Here is a 16840-nt window from a genome sequence, read left to right on the forward strand (position 1 = left end):
GCGTCGGCCCCGCTATCTGGCGCGCATGGCATCTGGTATGATGAGTCCAATTAGCAAAACCTGAGTAATGGAAATCTTACTATGGTCATTAAGGCGCAGAGCCCAGCGGGTTTCGCGGAAGAGTATATTATAGAAAGTATCTGGAACAGCCGTTTTCCGCCGGGTTCTATTCTGCCGGCAGAGCGTGAACTTTCAGAACTGATTGGCGTTACCCGTACCACTTTACGTGAAGTGCTTCAGCGTCTTGCACGCGACGGCTGGCTGACAATTCAGCACGGGAAGCCAACGCGGGTGAACAATTTCTGGGAAACCTCGGGCTTAAACATTCTGGAAACGCTGGCTCGTCTCGATCACGACAGCGTGCCGCAGCTGATTGATAATCTGCTTTCGGTGCGAACCAATATTTCCACGATATTTATTCGTACGGCGATTCGTCAGTATCCAGATAAAGCGCAGGAAGTGCTGGCCACGGCTAGCAAAGTTGAAGACCACGCGGACGCGTTTGCCGAGCTGGATTACAACATTTTCCGCGGCCTGGCGTTTGCATCAGGTAACCCAATTTATGGGCTGATCCTGAACGGGATGAAAGGGCTGTACACCCGCATCGGGCGTCACTACTTCTCCAATCCTGAAGCCCGTAGCCTGGCGCTGGGCTTTTACCACCGCCTGGCAGAAATCTGCCAGCAGGGGCTACACGAGCAGGTCTTTGATACCGTGCGTAACTACGGTCGCGAGAGCGGCGAGATTTGGCACCGTATGCAGAAAAACCTGCCTGGCGATTTGGCGATGCACAGTCGCTAGGCCAGCATAAAAAACGCTTCCCGCGGGAAGCGCTACAGACTGTTGACAAACCTCTTGTGATATAAGAAATAACAGAGGGCTCGTTAAAAAAACAGGAAAATCAATTCATTGATTTTCGGCTAATAACCACAAAGAGGGAAAAATCACGCTTTTTCCCTCTTTGTCAGCAACTTTAAACGCTTCCCTCGGGAAGCGTTTTTTTTCACTCTTACAGCGGGTTTCGCTGCGGGCAGCCCTCCAGCAGTTCCACGCTACCATCCGCATTTTGCTGCTCCAGCACGACATCAAAGCCCCACAGGCGATGCACATGCTTGAGCACTTCTCTGCGCCCTTTATCCAGTGGGGCGCGGTTGTGCGGGATGTAGCGCAGCGTTAGCGAACGATCCCCACGCAAATCTACATCCCAAACCTGAATATTCGGCTCGAGGTTGCTCAGGTTGTACTGGGCCGACAGATGGGAACGTATTTCCCTGTATCCCTCTTCATTGTGGATGGCCGAAATTTCCAGGTAATTATTGCGGTCATCGTCCAGCACGGTGAACAGGCGGAAGTCGCGCATCAGCTTAGGCGAAAGGAACTGGCTGATAAAGCTTTCGTCCTTGAAGTCACGCATGGCGAAATGCAGCGTTTCCAGCCAGTCTTTGCCGGCAATATCCGGGAACCAGTAGCGGTCTTCTTCGGTCGGCGACTGGCAAATACGTTTGATATCCTGGAACATGGCGAACCCCAGCGCGTAGGGGTTAATGCCGTTGTACCACGGGCTGTTATAGGGCGGCTGGAACACCACATTGGTATGGCTGTGCAAAAACTCCAGCATAAAGCGGTCACTGACTTTGCCCTCGTCATACAGATGATTGAGAATGGTGTAGTGCCAGAAGGTGGCCCAGCCCTCGTTCATGACCTGGGTCTGTTTTTGCGGATAAAAATACTGGCTCACCTTGCGCACAATACGCAGGATCTCACGCTGCCACGGCTCCAGCAGCGGGGCATTCTTCTCCATAAAATACAGCAGATTCTCCTGCGGCTCCGAAGGGAAGCGGTGGGCGGATTCCGCGGCTTTTTCCTCTTCCTTACGCGGCAGCGTGCGCCAGAGCGTATTCACCTGGCTTTGCAGATACTCTTCCCGGCTTTTCTGGCGCGCTTTCTCCTCCTGCAGGGATATCTTCTGCGGGCGTTTATAGCGGTCCACGCCGTAATTCATCAGCGCGTGGCAGGAGTCCAGCAGACGCTCCACCTCATCAACCCCGTAGCGCTCTTCACACTGCGTAATGTAATTTTTGGCGAAAATCAGGTAGTCGATTATCGAGCTGGCATCCGTCCAGCTGCGGAACAGGTAGTTGTTTTTAAAGAAAGAGTTGTGCCCGTAACAGGCATGCGCAATCACCAACGCCTGCATGGTGATGGTGTTCTCTTCCATCAAATAGGCAATGCAGGGGTTAGAGTTGATGACGATCTCATACGCCAGCCCTTGCTGCCCGTGCTTGTACAGGCGCTCGGTTTCGATGAATTTTTTGCCAAAAGACCAGTGCGGGTAGTTAATCGGCATCCCGACGCTGGAATACGCGTCCATCATCTGCTCGGAGGTAATGACCTCAATCTGGTGGGGATAGGTGTCCAGGCGGTAGAGCTTTGCTACCCGGTCAATCTCGGCCAGGTAAATGTCCAGTAGCTCAAACGTCCAGTCGGGGCCGTCACTAAGACGGGTGGGATCCTTTGTGGCGAAATCAGTTACGTTAGCCATCAGCGCGCCCTCATTGTTTTCGACTTTCTCTGGATGGAAAGCCTCACTCTCAAGAATAGACAACTCCTGAAAGATAGCGCCGACAAGTAAAATTTTTTCTTCGCGATTTATTGATCTCAATAGCGGGCTTTTAGCGCGTCACTCAGCATTTTATTTTGACGAAAATGTTTTCCCGTACAGGAGATGCTAATTATCCCGATCCAGCGCTGGCGGGCAGGTTTGTGAGTTTAGTCACCATAATAAAGTCATATGTTGAATAACATATTCAACTGAGTTATCAATATGTAATCAGAAGATTATTCTTTTAGCTAATTGCGGAGCAGATATGCGTGTTGTGGTGCTGGGAAGTGGTGTCGTCGGCGTGGCGAGCGCCTGGTATTTACGTCAGGCCGGGCATGAAGTCACTGTCATCGATCGCGAATCTGGGCCGGCGCAGGAAACTAGCGCGGCTAACGCAGGGCAGATCTCTCCGGGCTATGCTGCTCCGTGGGCGGCTCCGGGCGTCCCGTTAAAAGCCATTAAGTGGATGTTCCAGCGCCACGCGCCGCTGGCCATCAGCCTCGACGGAACCCAGTTCCAGCTGAAGTGGATGTGGCAGATGCTGCGCAACTGCGATACCCGCCATTACATGGAAAATAAAGGCCGCATGGTACGCCTGGCGGAGTACAGCCGTGATTGCCTGAAAGAATTGCGCCACGCCACAGGCATCCAGTATGAAGGCCGGCAGGGCGGGACGCTACAGCTGTTCCGCACCGAGCAGCAGTATGAAAGCGCGGCCAAAGACATCGCCGTCTTGAAAGACGCAGGCGTGCCGTATGAGCTGCTGGAAGCTAGCCAGCTTAACCGCGTTGAACCCGCGCTGGCGGACGTAGCCCACAAGCTGACCGGCGGCCTGCGTTTACCGAACGATGAAACCGGTGACTGCCAGCTGTTTACCCAAAACCTGGCGCGGATGGCGGCGGAAGCCGGCGTTGAGTTTCGCTTCAATACGCCGGTTGATCGTCTGCTTTACGACAACCAGCAAATCAGCGGCGTACAGTGCGGCCAGGAAGTGGTGAAGGGGGATGCCTACGTCGTGGCATTCGGGTCCTATTCCACTGGCCTGCTCAAGGGCATCGCCGATATTCCTGTCTATCCTTTGAAAGGTTACTCCCTGACAATTCCTATTGCCGACGAACAGGGCGCGCCGGTTTCAACCATTCTGGATGAGACCTACAAGATCGCTATTACCCGCTTTGACAACCGCATCCGCGTGGGAGGCATGGCAGAAATCGTAGGTTTTAACACTGAACTGCTGCAGCCGCGCCGTGAAACGCTGGAAATGGTCGTCAGGGATCTCTATCCGCGAGGCGGGCACGTCGAGCAGGCCACGTTCTGGACCGGGCTGCGTCCGATGACGCCGGACGGGACGCCAATTGTAGGGCGTACGCCGTTCAAGAATCTCTGGCTTAATACCGGACACGGCACGCTAGGCTGGACAATGGCATGCGGTTCGGGCCAGATGCTGAGCGACCTGATCTCCGGGCGTACTCCGGCTATCCCAAGCGAGGATTTAGGCATCGCACGCTACGCGCCTGGCTTTACGCCACTGAGCGCCCGCCACCTTCACGGCGCACATAACTAAAAGGAGCCGTCATGTCCCGTCCTGTGGTAGCGACGCTGGATCTCAGCGCGCTGCGCAATAATCTTGAAGTGGTGCGCAGAGCCGCCCCGCGTTCGCGTGTCTGGTCGGTCGTTAAGGCCAACGCATATGGCCACGGTCTCGACCGTATCTGGTCGGCGTTAGGCGCGACCGATGGTTTTGCCATGCTGAATCTCGAAGAGGCCATTTTGCTGCGTGAGCGAGGCTGGAAAGGGCCGATCCTGATGCTGGAAGGGTTCTTCCATGCCGATGAGCTGGCGCTGTTCGACAAATACCGGCTGACCACCAGCCTGCACAGCAACTGGCAGGTGAAGGCGATAGCCAACGCGAAGCTGAGCGCGCCGCTGGATGTTTATCTCAAAATCAATAGCGGGATGAATCGTCTCGGGTTTACGCCCGACCGCGTACACGGCATCTGGCAAAAACTCCGTTCTATCCCGAATGTGGGCGAGCTGACCCTGATGGCGCATTTTGCCGATGCCGAGCAGCCAGAAGGCATTACTGAGCCGATGAAGCGCATTGAACGGGCGGCGGAGGGAATTGACGCCCCACGCTCGCTGTCAAACTCGGCGGCTACGCTGTGGCACCCTGAGGCGCATTTTGACTGGGTTCGCCCGGGGATAATCCTTTATGGCGCCTCTCCGAGCGGGCAATGGCAGGATATCGCCACCAGCGGCCTTCAGCCGGTAATGACGTTGAGCAGCGAAATTATCGGCATTCAGAACCTGAAGGCTGGCGATACCGTGGGCTACGGCAGCCGCTACACCGCCAGCGGCGAGCAGCGAATCGGGATTGTGGCTGGTGGCTATGCGGACGGCTACCCACGTATTGCGGCGGATGGCACGCCGGTCATGGTGGATGGCGTCATGACCCGCCTGGTGGGCAAAGTGTCGATGGATATGATCGCTGTAGACCTGACGCCTTGCCCGCAGGCGGGTATCGGCAGCCCGGTTGAGCTGTGGGGCAAAAACGTCAAAATTGACGATGTCGCCAGCGCCGCGGGTACGGTTGGCTATGAGCTGATGTGTGCGTTAGCGCCGAGAGTGCCGGTGGTGATGAGTTAACGTTTATGCTTCTTATCCCCCCTCCGGGAAGGGAGAGGGGATAAGCCATGTTAACGCCATTTGTTTTCCCCCTCTCCCTCTGGGAGAGGGCCGGGGTGAGGGGAGACTACTCCTCTTCTTCCTCAGCCACCCGGACACCAATCTTACGCACCAGATTGTCCTCTTTCTCGGCCACCGTCCAAATCATTCCGGCAAACTCCACCTGGTCGCCAACCACCGGCGCGCCGCCGAGCATCCCCAGCACAAAATCACCTAACGATTGCTGAGTATCCACTTCTTCATCCAGCGTCAGGCCGTAAATGGTCGCCACGTCGGAGAACTGGGCGCTGGCTTCCAGAATAAAGTCGCCAAAGAAACGCTGATCCAAGTCCACCGGCGGCGACTGGCTAAACAGTTTCCCCAGCGCGGGAAGATCGCGTTCCCGGCCAATAACGCAAAGCACATCGCCTTCTCGCAGGCGGGTGCTGCCCGTTGGGTGAAGCAGTACGTTATTGCGGAACAGCGCGGCAATACGCGTTTCTTCTGGCATATGCAGGTCACGCAGGGCGGCACCCACGCACCATTTCTCTTCGCTTAGCTGGTAGACAAACTGTTCCCACGGATTGTCAGGATGAATATCCAGACCCACGCGCGAAACGGGCCAGCCTACTGGCGGCACGACGACTTTGGCTTTTTTGGCAGCCCAGCCCAGCGACGTGCCCTGGAGCAGCAGAGACACCAGCACCACAAAGAAGGCCACGTTGAAGAACAGGCGGGCGTTATCCAGCCCGGCCATCATCGGGAACACCGCCAGGATGATCGGCACTGCGCCTCGAAGCCCAACCCAGCTGATAAATACGCGCTCGCGCAGATTAAAACCGCGGAATGGCAGCAGACCGGCAAAAATCGACAGCGGACGAGCAAAGAAGATCATCCACGCGGAAAGCAGGAGAGCAGGGACTGCAATCGGCAGCAGATCGGACGGGTTTACCAGTAAACCCAGCACCAGGAACATGCCGATTTGCGCCATCCAGGCCAGGCCGTCGAAGGTTTGCAGGATCCCGAAACGGTTGCGAATCGGGCGGTTGCCCATCACAAAGCCACACAGATAAACCGCCAGAATACCGCTGCCGTCCAGCGCCGTCGTGACGCCAAATACCATAATCCCGCCGCTAAGGGCCAGCATCGGGTAAAGCCCGTGGGGTAAGGTTATCCGGTTAATCATTTGCAGCAGCAGATAGCCGCCGCCGAGGCCAAGCACAATCCCCAGGCCAAATTGCTGAATGATGTGCACGAGGAACAGCCAGCTCAGGCCGGTCTGGTGCTGCTGGATCATCTCAATCAGCGTGATAGTGAGAAACACCGCCATCGGGTCATTGCTGCCCGATTCAATTTCAAGCGTCGCGCCGACGCGTTCGTTCAGGCCTTTCCCACCGAGCAGGGAAAAGACCGCGGCGGCGTCGGTGGAGCCGACAATGGCGCCGATAAGCAGGCCGTCAATCAGGTTCAGGTTGAACAGCCAGGCGGCGGCAATCCCGGTCAGCCCGGAGGTAATTAATACCCCAACGGTTGCCAGCGAGAGCGCGGGGCCCAGCGCAACGCGAAACGAACTCGCCTGGGTTCTCATCCCGCCGTCAAGCAGGATCACCGCCAGCGCCAGGTTGCTGATCAGGTAGGCAAAGGGATAATTATCAAACGGGATACCGCCAAGGCCATCGATCCCGGCCAGCATGCCGATAGCCAGAAAGATAACCAGAATGGGAATGCCCAGACGAGAGGAGAAAGAACTTAATAAGATACTGCAAGTTACCAGAACGGAACCCAAAATAAACAGACTGACAATCGCCCCTGCGTCCAAAATCATTCGTCTCCTTTGTCTATGTTGTCGAATTGTAACATGTCATCTGTTACCCAAACGCTCAAAAAGGGCGCTTAAACCGGGCTTCTTTAGCGAAGTACCGGGTGTCCACTTAACGTCAGTCGGGAGGTAACGCCGTCGTGGGCCAGCTCGCCAAACGCGCCGAGCGGCAGCGTCACGGTTTGTGGTTCATGTCCAAAAGGCAGGCCGGAAAGGACAGGCACGTTCAGGCGCTGTTGCAGCGTTTTACGCATTACTTCAAAAGTATATCCTGCATCGTAATCCGTTGCGGTTGTCCCGTTAAAACTGCCTAAAATAATCGCTTTCTGGCGTGACAGAATGCCCGCATGGTAAAGCTGCAGCAGCATGCGCTCAACGCGGAAGGGATGTTCGTTGATGTCTTCCACAACCAAAATACCGCCGTCTATTGGCGGCAAAAACGGCGTGCCGACCAGAGAGATTAGCATTGCGAGATTGCCGCCCCAAACCGTGCCGCTGGCCTGCATCGCGGGCGCATCGTTTTCCCAACTTAGCGTGAACGTCGGTTCGCTGAGCGCCTGCCAGAAGTGGCGCCAGGTATATTCATCCATCTCCTCGGCACCAAAATTTCCGGCCAGCATCGGGCCACTGAAGGTGATGGCTCCGCACTGTGCCAGCAGGGCCATCTGGAAAGCGGTGAAGTCGCTGTGACCGCAAATAATTTGTGGCCGGGCACGAAGCGAAGCCCCAAGACGTGAAAAATCAATGTGCTCAAGCAGGCGGCTCATGCCGTAACCCCCGCGCACGGCCAGCACGATGTCCGTTTCCGGCGGCAGAGCCGCCAGCTGATTAAGTTCAGCCAGTCGCTCACTGTCCGTGCCGGCAAAACGCTGAAAACGCCGGGTCACTGCCTGCTGATTGACGACCTGATGCCCATTCTCTTCCAGCCGACGAATGCCCCTGGCGGCGGCCTGTTGATTAATGCAGTAGCCGGACGGGGCGATTAAATGAATCAGAGACATGGCATTTCCTTGCTGAATATGAATTGGTTATCATGCCGCTATCGAGAGCGCTTGTCATCGCCGTTATGGCCGGCCACATCAATAAGGATAGAGGCGTGAAATTAAGAGGGTTTATCATTCTGGTGCTTTTTTTGGCCGGTTGCTCCAGCCATTCTCCGCAGCAGCAGGCACCGTGGGATCCGACGATCCCCACCCAGCGGGCGCTGAACTGGATGCCGCTGACCGAACTCTCCGGCCAGCAATGGGGCGTTAGTCCGAGACTGATAACGGCAATTATTGCGGTAGAGTCGGGCGGCAATCCGCAGCTGGTTAGCGCCTCTAATGCCATCGGCCTGATGCAGATCAAAGGCTCCACGGCGGGCAAAGAGGTGTATCGCAATCAGGGCTTCAGAGGGCAGCCCTCGGACAGTGAACTGAGAGAGCCGGCGCGTAATATCGACATCGGTACGGCTTATCTGAGTATTCTGGAACACGGCATTTTGCGGGGAATCAACGACCCGCAGGTGATGCAGTACGCGCTGATTGTTTCTTACGTGAACGGGGCGGGGGCGCTACTAAGAACCTTTGATTCCGACAGGCAGACCGCAATCGACAAAATTAACCGCCTGAGCCCGGATGAATTTTATCAGCATGTAGCGACCAACCATCCTGCGCCGCAGGCACCGCGCTACCTGTATAAGGTCACGCGGGCCATGAACGCCATTTAAGCTATTTCACGCGGTTGGCCTTTTCCCGGGCCGACCGCTCCAGCGAGAAAATAATCTTTTGCAGTTCGCGCTCGACCGCCGGGTTGACGTTTAAGAAACGAAAACTCAGGCGCGGAGTAGAAATGGTCTCGTTTTTACTGTCCACGACTTTTCGCTCTGAAACCATCACCAACTGCATATCAAAGTAAAACTTGCCCCATTCTACGAGATCCATCTCTACGCGGCCAAAACGCAGCCCGGGTGCAAGGCCCGGCGGTAACGTGCCGTCCACCAGGGCGCCCATTCCACCAAGAGACAGGTCGCAGAGCCGGAAGGCAAACTGAGAACCGTCGGCAAGTTCGGTGCGGCAATAATACTGGGGCTGCGTAGGCGCGGTAATGCGGAAATATTCCCGGCGCTGAACGAACCACAGCGATGGCGGCAGCGGCGTGGTAAACGCCGGGAGATTTTGATATTCCGTCGCTTTAAGGCCGGGCAGGGAGAATTCGACTTTTGCCCCCTGCGTTTCAGCGATGAAATCAATATCGTTGGCCTTCTGCACGGAAAGGTTTTCCCGCGCCTGGCTGCCAAAGTCCAGCACTAAACGCTCCGCCGAGACATCGAGAATTTTGCTGATGAACTGCCCGTTAGACCATTCCAGCCTGACGGGAACCTGCTGTCTGTGTAAATCACGTAACACACCTAATACTGCCAGAGGGGACTGCTTCAGGAACTGATCGTTATAGTGACTCAAGGCTCAAGTCCTTGTTGTGTTTTCAGGTTGTGGTAACGAAGCTTATCGGCAAAACCGCACAAAACTTAATACAAATTTTTGACTATTTTTTCCTGAAAATGCGCATAACCAGGTGAGATTCATCACGTTTTTTTGCAGCCGAACTATACTCTTTTTGACAGCAGGTCGCTGGCCGGGGCGCAGACAGCCTTGGGCGAGCCTGCTAAAGCTCACAATGTAGAAGAGGACGTTCTAAAATGGGTATCCTGGCCTGGATTATTTTTGGTCTTATCGCGGGTGTGGTAGCTAAGTGGATTATGCCTGGCAAAGACGGCGGCGGTATTATCCTCACCTGTATTCTGGGGATCGTGGGCGCGGTTGTCGGCGGTTGGGTGGCGACGGCATTGCACCTTGGCGGACCGGTAACCGGTTTTAACTGGCCAAGTTTCTTTGTGGCGGTGATTGGCGCCATTATTGTGCTGGCTATTTTCAGGATGGTACGACGGTAGACAGTCATTCATTACAAAAAAACGGCCCTTCAGGGCCGTTTTTACGTTTAGCTTTCTATACAAGTTTAGAAATCGTAGCCCACGGTCGCAATGATCGAACGTTCCGCGCCCCAATAGCAATAGCCCGTCCCGTAGCAGCCCGCCACATAGTCACGGCCCGTGAGGTTGGTGGCATTAAGCTGCACAAACGCGCCTTTCAGCGACGGTGTCCATGCGCCCATGTCTGCCCGAACCATGGCATCCAGCAGCGTTACGGAAGGAACACGCAGGGTATTTTCGTTGTCGGCCCATTGTTTGCCGATGTAGCGAATCCCTGCGCCCAGGCTCAGGCCATAATCGGCTTTGAACGTGCTCCACAGGCTCGCTATTTGATTTGGCGTGACGTACGGCGTGTTGCCGTCATTACCGTCGATGGCGTCTTTATAGCGCACCCGGTTAAGGGTATAGCTGGCGATGGTTGACAGGCGTGGTGTCAACTGAGTGCGGGCTTCCAGCTCAAGTCCTTGCGAATGCACTTTGCCTGCCGGTTCAAAATATCCCCCCTGCACGTTACGGTTCCCCACATCTTTTTGGGTCAAATCGTAAACGGCGGCGCTATACAGATCGCTGGTTCCCACAGGCTGGTATTTTACGCCAGCTTCGTACTGTTCGGCAGTTGTGGGTTTCAGCAGTTTGCCTTCGGCATCGGAAAGTACCTGCGGTGTGACGGCCTGACTGTAGCTCACATACGGCGAAATACCGTTATCAAAGGCGTACAGCAGAGATGCGCGGCCGCTAAAGTGGTTGTCGCTGCGGTTGTCCGTCACGTCACTGTCGATCGCCGTCGCCACCAGATGGCTTTTAGTCACCAGATGATCGTAGCGGCCAGACAGCGTCATATGCCAGCGGTCCCACTTCATCTCATCCTGCAGATAAGCCCCGGTTTGCTCATACTGGCGGCGGCCTGATTTCACCAAAAGCCCCTGATTAATTGTCGCGTAGCTTGGGTCACGTGGATCGTAATAATAGTAACCGCCAACGCCAACGCCACCAGAAACGCCGGTCCACGGATTCAGGTTGGTAGTGTAGCCCGTCCCGTCGGTCAGATCGTTGGTGAACCGGTGATATTCCCCGCCGAGCACCACTTTATGCTGCAGATCGCCGGTCGCGAAGTCGGCTTCTAACTGATTGTCGATGGCCCAGGCATCCAGCGAGGAGTTTTCACGGCTGTAGTAGCGCGACAGTTCGTTATGCGCGGTATCTGCCCAGCCAATTTGATAGGCCTGGCGTAGCGCTACGTTTGAGTGGGTATAGCTGGCGTTTGAGCGGAAAGACCAGACCTCATCGAAGGCGTGAGCAAACTCGTAGCTGTAGATCTGCTGGTGGCGCTTAAAGGCGTCATCGCCCGGCTGTACGTCAGAAAAGCCAGTATCCAGCTTGCGTCCCGTGGTGGTGTAAAGGCTGCCGTCGCCCGGAACAGAACCGTGGTAGCCCCCGGACGGATCTTTTTCCAGGTAGGCTCTTAGTACCAGAGACGTTGCATCATCCGGCTGCCAAAGCAGGGACGGCGAAATAGCGTAACGTTCATCACGCGTGTTGTCATACTGTGTATCACTATTTTTAGTCAGGCCGGTGATACGGAAGGCCCACTGGTCATTAATCGCGTTGGTGTAATCAAACGCCGTGCCGTTGGTGTTGTGGTTGCCGTATATCGCCCGCACGTGGCCTTCTTCGACAAACTGCGGACGTTTAGACGTTTCCATCACCAGGCCACCCGGAACAGTCTGGCCGTAAAGTGCGGAAGACGGGCCTTTGATGACGTCAAGGCGTTCCAGGAACCAGGGATCGACCTGGACCACGTTAAAGCTGCCCGCGTCGCTCATCAGGCGGAGGCCATCAAGGAAGATGTTATTCACGTCGCCGCCGTGGAAACCCCGTAATGCGACGGTATCGTAACGGGTTGCACCGCCGGAGAATCCGGTAAACACGCCCGGGGTATAGTGCAGCGCGCTATTAATGGTTTGCGCGCCCTGGTCTTCCATTTGCTGACGGGTCACGACGGAAATGCTTTGCCCGGTGGTAATCAGCGGCTCGTCGGTTTTGGTCGCGCCACGGGTTGTGGTGGCGGTATAACCTATTGTTGGAGAGGTTGCGGTGTCAGCAGGTTTGGCGGTCACAACCAGTATTTCTTCAGCCGATGAAGAAAAAGGGGCGATGAGCGCCAGCGTGCAGAGTAAAGCGGAGCGCTTTACGGTAAGGTCCTTTATCATTTTTTGTCCGGAAGTATTGAGATCATCATCCTGATGGAAGTCCTCCGCCGGCATGCGACGGGAAAACGCGGTTTTTAAATGCGGTTTCGAATGAGAATTGTTATCGTTATTATTATCAAGTGCAAGGCGTGCGATGATTTTTAATGCATAAAAGCCCATGAAATCAATGATGATTTCATGGGCTTATTGTTTTAAATGAAATGATTAAGCGGCAATCACGCCGTGGTCAGTATGGTCAGGTTACGGCGCTGGCTTGCTCGAGGCAGGTGAGATCCCCGTTTTATCTGCGGCAGGTTTGGCCGCTTCCGTTACCGGGCCGGGCGTGGCCGAAGGCAGCTTATCCGGCGCATTGTCGCAGGGTTTTTCTTTTGCACAGAGCCTATCCAGCATTTTCAGCGCGACGCCGTTGGTCCAGCCGAAGCCATCCTGAAGCGGATATTCACCGCCTCCACCGCCCGCACCTCCGGCTGTGACATCGTATTTTTCAACCAGCTTTTGCTCTTTGTTGTAGAGGTTCTGCACCGTACTCAGGAAGCGGAAGCTGACTTCCAGCGCGAGATCTTTATGCCCGTAATTTTGCAGACCTTCGGTGGCCACCCACTGCAGCGGCGCCCAGCCGTTGGGGGCATCCCATTGCTGGCTGGTTTTTACGCTGGTCGTGGCAAGTCCGCCCGCGCTGAGCAGGTGCTGACGGGTGGCTTTCGCCATCTTGTCCGCTCTGTCCTGCGCCGCCGCATGAACGTACAGTGGGAACAGGGCGGCGGCGGTTAGCTGGTTTCGAACCGTGTGGCTTTTCAGATCGTAATCCGCGTACCAGCCTTCTTTGGCGTTCCACAGGTTTTGTTCAATTGCTTTCTGTCGATCGTCCGCGGCCTGCTTATAGCGCTGTGCTGCGTCGCTATCTTTTGCCAGCTCGCTGGCGTGAGTCAACGTTTTTTCAAGCTGGTAGAGCAGCGCATTAAGGTCCACGGGCACAATGCTTGTGGTACGGATGGTGCCCAGTTGGGCTGGATTATCCATCCAGCGGGAGCTGAAGTCCCAGCCGGAAGCGGCGGCAGCTCGCAGGTCACGATAAATATCCGTGGCCGCACGCGACGGCGTATTTTTCGCAGTGGTGACGTCGTCCAGGTAAGACTCTGTTCGCGGCGTGTCTTTCTCATCCCAGTAACGGTTGAGCAGGGCACCATTTTTGAGTTTCACCACGCGGGCATGGGCTTCGCCCGGTTTGAGGGCGTCGCTGCCCTCCATCCACCAGCTGTACTCCTGCTTCAGCTGTGGCAGATAGGTTGTGTAAACGCTATCCCCTTTATTCTGCGCCAGCAGTTCCACCATCATGGCGAAAAACGGCGGCTGTGAACGGCCCAGGTAGTAGCTGCGGTTCCCGTTGGGAATGTAGCCCCAGGTATCGATTTCGTGGGCGAAGTTGTCCACCATATTTTGCACGTCATCCCAGTGCCCACTCTCCGCCAGCCCCAGCAGGGTGAAGTAACTGTCCCAATAGTAAAGCTCGTGGAAGCGTCCGCCGGGCACAACGTAAGGTTTTGGTAGCGGGAGAAGCGAGTCCCATTTGTTGTCGCTGTTCGCGGAACGGGTCAGTTCTGGCCAGAGCCCGTTGATATGCTCCCGCAGGCTTTCTCCTTCCGGCGGCACAGACTTTTTTTCTTCCTTTGGCAGGATAAAGTTCACATCAACAAAATGGCGTAAGTCGAACCCCGAGAGCCGGCGCTGCATACGATAATCAGCAAGGATCATCAGCGGATCGCCCTTGGGCACGGCATCCGCAAAGGTTTTCTGGTCGGGGAACAGCTTCGCGGTCTGGACATCAATAAACAAAGGCCCAAAAAGCTCGTCGGGCGATTGAGGCTCGGGCGGGCGTGGGGATTCGGTTTCCTGGGCTGCAAACGAAGCAAGCGGCGTAAGGCCAAATACGGCACCGGCAGCGGCCATTTGGGCCGCAAAGCAAAGCGCATAAGGCCGGCGCAAAACGGGTTTTATCATCATTCCTTCTCCATCGACGGGACGCAACACGCTACGTTGCGATCAACTCCCTGAAAACCTTAGTTGAATTTTCCGAATTTCGAGCACTGTTGAAGATAAAAAGAGAAAAACCGGATTATTTACCCCATAAAAAAGCCCCGCAGAGCGGGGCTGAAGTATTCGTTAAGTCTGTAATCACCCCTGCGGGTTTACCAGCCATGTGCCGGAGTTTGCTACTACAATGGTTTGCTTGCGGGGCGTTTCACCGCCGCTCAGCGTCAACAAATATTTCCCGGCAGGGAGCTGAAGCGACGCAAAACCGTTGGCGGCGGGCGTCAGCTTTTGCGCTTTGCCGTTGACCGCCAGCTGTTCTCCGTCGTTCATTCGAACATACACTCTCGCGAGCGTGCTTTCAGCCGCGACGGCTACAGGGGGCGCGCTTGCCTGCGCCGGGCTTTGATTCGCTGCAAGCGGCGCGGGAGCAGGTTCCGGCGAGCTTACTGAAGGGCTTCCCCGGCCAAAAAGTACCGCGCCAACAATCAGACCCGCGACGGCGCCCGCACCAATTTGCAGGGCAGGTTGATAGCGCTTCCAGAGCGGACGCGTCGCCGTATTCTCTGGATCTTCTACCGGCACCAGCGCGGTACCCGTTTTTTTATTACCGATCAGTTCACGCACGTCGTCTGGCTGGATATTCAGCAGGGCCGCAAAAGCGTCAATGGATTGGGGGCGATCTTCCGGCTTCAGCGACAGCGCTTTATCAACCGCCTGCAGTAAATTCAGGGAATAGCCCTCGGGCTGGTTTTCCGCGAGCTGGATGCAGCTGTCCTGAATACTGCGGGCGACGCTGGCAGGCGGTGCATTGCCGGTAATCAGCGTATAAAGCACGGCTCCGACGGCGTAAATATCTGTCCACGGCCCCAGCTGGCTTGCCAGATCTCCGGTGTACTGCTCCAGCGGTGCAAATCCGGGGTGAAGCAGGGTATTGCCTTCATCCAGCGAGCCTTGTCCCCGGCGTGGCGCGCCGGTATTGAGCAGGATGGGCAGCCCGTTATCCTGAATTTGAATGCTTTTCAGCGACAGGTTGCGGTGCAGATGTTCGGCCGCGTGAAGCGTTGCCAGCGCGCCGCAAAGCATGGGCAGCATCCGGCGGATCCACGTTTCATCGATCAGCGACGGCTGCTGCTTTTGCAGTTCATCCAGCGTAATGCCGCTATAAAACAGCGTCACGACGTAAGCGGTATTATTGTCGCTCCAGATGCGCAGCACCTGAGGCAGATTCGGGTGATTAAAGTGCGCCAGCTTACGCGCTTCCTGCATAAAGCCGTTCAGACCGGTGGTGTAGACCAGGTGATCGCGCTCGCTGTGCAGCACCAGCTCCATCACGTCATTGCGCATGACGTAAGCTTTAGGCATGTATTCACGGATAGCCACCAGACGCTCGAGCTGATGATCCCACGCCCGGTAAAGAATACTGGTCATGCTGGCGTCGATGGCTTCCTGAATTTCAAATTCGTCAAAGCGGTAGCCAGGCGGCAGAGCATTGGGCACTTTTGGAATAAAATCGTTATCTATCATGATGTTCTCTGCGCGTAGTCATGCAACATGCGGCGTATTTATTTTTGGGCTCGCCAGGCACCCGCGGCCGGGTCGCGCAGCTGCGGGTGCAGGGACTCGACCAGCAACAACGTAATGGCCGTCCCCGGCGTCACCCAGCCGGACCAGAGCTTGCGCACCTCGTTGAGCCGCGTCTGGAGACGCTGTTCATCCAATGCCATGTCGCGGGACACTTCCACGGCAACGGTGCCGCTGGCTTTCCAGCCGTTAATTTCAGGGTGGTAAGGTAAAATAAGCCAGCTTTGCGGTGCCTGTTCACTGCTGACGACCATGCGCTCATTGTTCACGCTGGTGATAAGCAGGCTGTCGGCGTCCGCTGAGGGGTTGAGTCCGCTGACCGGGAAACCGTGGACAAACGTCATCATAATGCGCTTTTCGCCGCCGACGCCGCGCTGCACCACTTCGCTGGTGCCGTTCAGCCAGCCGCCTTTTTCACATTTGCCATTCTCTTTACCCGGAATAAACAGGGAACTGCTGGAGGCATCCCCCTGCCAGAATGTGCGCAAGTGGCAGCCATCCTGTAGGGTAAATTCCAGCCATGGCGTGCGGTCGAGAGGCGTGGAAAGATCTTCCGGGCGCTCATTACGGGTCGCAACCGAAGAAAGCGGGGACTCGATAGTCACTCCCCAGTCGCTGGTTTTGGTGGCAGACCCGCGAGCAAGGGAAGCCCCCTCGGGATCTTCAAGCTGCCAGTTGACGCGCTCAATCTCGCTGCACTGATTTTCCAGAAGCGCGCCGAGGCGAGGCATGAACGTTTTCAGAATAAGGGGGTTTTTATCCCCGTTTGCCACAATTCGAACCGGAAGATCGCTTCCGCACCAGCTTTGCGGGGCATTGCTTTTGATGTTGTCTATCCACACGTCCAGCTTTTGGGACGGCGATTGAACAATGCGGTAGTTCCCTGCCCAGACGGTAGTGGATGCCAGCAGCAACGCCATACCCGAAAGCCAGAGTTTCATAAAAATCCTTGTTAGCCTGTGTGT

At 55.8% G+C, this 16840-nt stretch carries 12 protein-coding genes and 2 pseudogenes; 6 read left to right on the forward strand and 8 right to left on the reverse strand.

The genetic code is table 11. From position 1 onward, the window contains the following. Positions 1 to 81 precede the first annotated feature (81 nt). Positions 82 to 801: a fatty acid metabolism transcriptional regulator FadR gene (gene fadR / locus WFN87_RS06340; RefSeq protein ID WP_008454089.1), complete on the forward strand. Its 720-nt coding sequence runs from the start codon at positions 82 to 84 to the stop codon at positions 799 to 801. 208 nt (positions 802 to 1009) lie between these two features. On the opposite strand, the gene WFN87_RS06345 is transcribed toward fadR, so the two are convergent. After that, on the reverse strand, positions 1010 to 2542 hold the full coding sequence (locus WFN87_RS06345; protein ID WP_336982360.1) for a SpoVR family protein: 1533 nt from the start codon (positions 2540 to 2542) through the stop codon (positions 1010 to 1012). Between the two features lie 325 nt (positions 2543 to 2867). Here WFN87_RS06345 and WFN87_RS06350 point away from each other — a divergent pair, with 325 nt between their 5' ends. The 3 genes and pseudogenes from WFN87_RS06350 to WFN87_RS24140 form a co-directional block, all read left to right on the forward strand. Further along, positions 2868 to 4166, forward strand: a complete 1299-nt coding sequence (locus WFN87_RS06350) for a D-amino acid dehydrogenase (protein WP_008454094.1) — start codon at positions 2868 to 2870, stop codon at positions 4164 to 4166. A gap of 11 nt (positions 4167 to 4177) precedes the next feature. Then, positions 4178 to 5248: a catabolic alanine racemase DadX gene (dadX, locus tag WFN87_RS06355; RefSeq protein WP_336982359.1), complete on the forward strand. Its 1071-nt coding sequence runs from the start codon at positions 4178 to 4180 to the stop codon at positions 5246 to 5248. Positions 5249 to 5306: 58 nt separating this feature from the next. Then, positions 5307 to 5420, forward strand: a pseudogene (locus tag WFN87_RS24140) (hypothetical protein); the annotation flags it as partial. On the opposite strand, the pseudogene WFN87_RS06360 reads toward WFN87_RS24140, so the two are convergent. Both WFN87_RS06360 and ldcA read right to left on the reverse strand, forming a co-directional pair. Further along, positions 5373 to 7091, reverse strand: a pseudogene (locus tag WFN87_RS06360) (potassium/proton antiporter); the annotation flags it as partial. The pseudogenes WFN87_RS24140 and WFN87_RS06360 overlap by 48 nt on opposite strands. 83 nt (positions 7092 to 7174) lie before the next feature. Then, positions 7175 to 8086, reverse strand: coding sequence for a muramoyltetrapeptide carboxypeptidase (gene ldcA, locus WFN87_RS06365; RefSeq protein ID WP_336982358.1), 912 nt, complete (start codon positions 8084 to 8086; stop codon positions 7175 to 7177). A 95-nt stretch (positions 8087 to 8181) separates the two neighbouring features. Between ldcA and emtA the strand changes: the two genes are divergently transcribed. Beyond that, complete coding sequence (emtA, locus tag WFN87_RS06370; RefSeq protein WP_008454102.1) at positions 8182 to 8793, forward strand: membrane-bound lytic murein transglycosylase EmtA; 612 nt, start codon at positions 8182 to 8184, stop codon at positions 8791 to 8793. A 1-nt stretch (position 8794) separates the two neighbouring features. On the opposite strand, the gene ycgR is transcribed toward emtA, so the two are convergent. After that, positions 8795 to 9526 carry a flagellar brake protein YcgR gene (ycgR, locus tag WFN87_RS06375; RefSeq protein ID WP_008454103.1) on the reverse strand — a complete coding sequence of 244 codons (732 nt, stop codon included), beginning with the start codon at positions 9524 to 9526 and terminating at the stop codon, positions 8795 to 8797. Positions 9527 to 9762: 236 nt separating this feature from the next. Here ycgR and WFN87_RS06380 point away from each other — a divergent pair, with 236 nt between their 5' ends. Beyond that, positions 9763 to 10014, forward strand: a complete 252-nt coding sequence (locus WFN87_RS06380; protein ID WP_008454104.1) for a GlsB/YeaQ/YmgE family stress response membrane protein — start codon at positions 9763 to 9765, stop codon at positions 10012 to 10014. 65 nt (positions 10015 to 10079) lie between these two features. On the opposite strand, the gene WFN87_RS06385 is transcribed toward WFN87_RS06380, so the two are convergent. The 4 genes from WFN87_RS06385 to WFN87_RS06400 all read right to left on the reverse strand — a co-directional run bounded on the left by WFN87_RS06385 (position 10080) and on the right by WFN87_RS06400 (position 16816). After that, positions 10080 to 12263 carry a TonB-dependent siderophore receptor gene (locus WFN87_RS06385; protein WP_336982357.1) on the reverse strand — a complete coding sequence of 728 codons (2184 nt, stop codon included), beginning with the start codon at positions 12261 to 12263 and terminating at the stop codon, positions 10080 to 10082. Between the two features lie 240 nt (positions 12264 to 12503). After that, positions 12504 to 14261 (reverse strand): alpha,alpha-trehalase TreA, encoded by a 1758-nt coding sequence (gene treA, locus WFN87_RS06390; protein WP_336982439.1) that lies wholly within the window; start codon positions 14259 to 14261, stop codon positions 12504 to 12506. A gap of 174 nt (positions 14262 to 14435) precedes the next feature. Beyond that, positions 14436 to 15818 (reverse strand): serine/threonine protein kinase, encoded by a 1383-nt coding sequence (locus WFN87_RS06395; RefSeq protein WP_336982356.1) that lies wholly within the window; start codon positions 15816 to 15818, stop codon positions 14436 to 14438. Between the two features lie 38 nt (positions 15819 to 15856). Then, positions 15857 to 16816, reverse strand: coding sequence for a hypothetical protein (locus tag WFN87_RS06400; protein ID WP_008454108.1), 960 nt, complete (start codon positions 16814 to 16816; stop codon positions 15857 to 15859). Positions 16817 to 16840: the final 24 nt, after the last annotated feature.

Origin of the sequence: Cedecea sp. AS113 (genome assembly GCF_037152415.1) — a bacterium.
In the GTDB taxonomy this organism is placed as follows: domain Bacteria; phylum Pseudomonadota; class Gammaproteobacteria; order Enterobacterales; family Enterobacteriaceae; genus Cedecea.

Coding starts and splice junctions, on each gene's coding strand:
- fadR (WP_008454089.1), top strand. CDS start 82: ATGGTCATTAAGGCGCAGAGCCCAGCGGGTTTCGCGGAAGAGTATATT.
- WFN87_RS06380 (WP_008454104.1), top strand. CDS start 9,763: ATGGGTATCCTGGCCTGGATTATTTTTGGTCTTATCGCGGGTGTGGTA.
- WFN87_RS06350 (WP_008454094.1), top strand. CDS start 2,868: ATGCGTGTTGTGGTGCTGGGAAGTGGTGTCGTCGGCGTGGCGAGCGCC.
- ldcA (WP_336982358.1), bottom strand. CDS start 8,086: ATGTCTCTGATTCATTTAATCGCCCCGTCCGGCTACTGCATTAATCAA.
- WFN87_RS06400 (WP_008454108.1), bottom strand. CDS start 16,816: ATGAAACTCTGGCTTTCGGGTATGGCGTTGCTGCTGGCATCCACTACC.
- WFN87_RS06395 (WP_336982356.1), bottom strand. CDS start 15,818: ATGATAGATAACGATTTTATTCCAAAAGTGCCCAATGCTCTGCCGCCT.
- WFN87_RS06385 (WP_336982357.1), bottom strand. CDS start 12,263: ATGATAAAGGACCTTACCGTAAAGCGCTCCGCTTTACTCTGCACGCTG.
- treA (WP_336982439.1), bottom strand. CDS start 14,261: ATGATAAAACCCGTTTTGCGCCGGCCTTATGCGCTTTGCTTTGCGGCC.
- WFN87_RS06345 (WP_336982360.1), bottom strand. CDS start 2,542: ATGGCTAACGTAACTGATTTCGCCACAAAGGATCCCACCCGTCTTAGT.
- dadX (WP_336982359.1), top strand. CDS start 4,178: ATGTCCCGTCCTGTGGTAGCGACGCTGGATCTCAGCGCGCTGCGCAAT.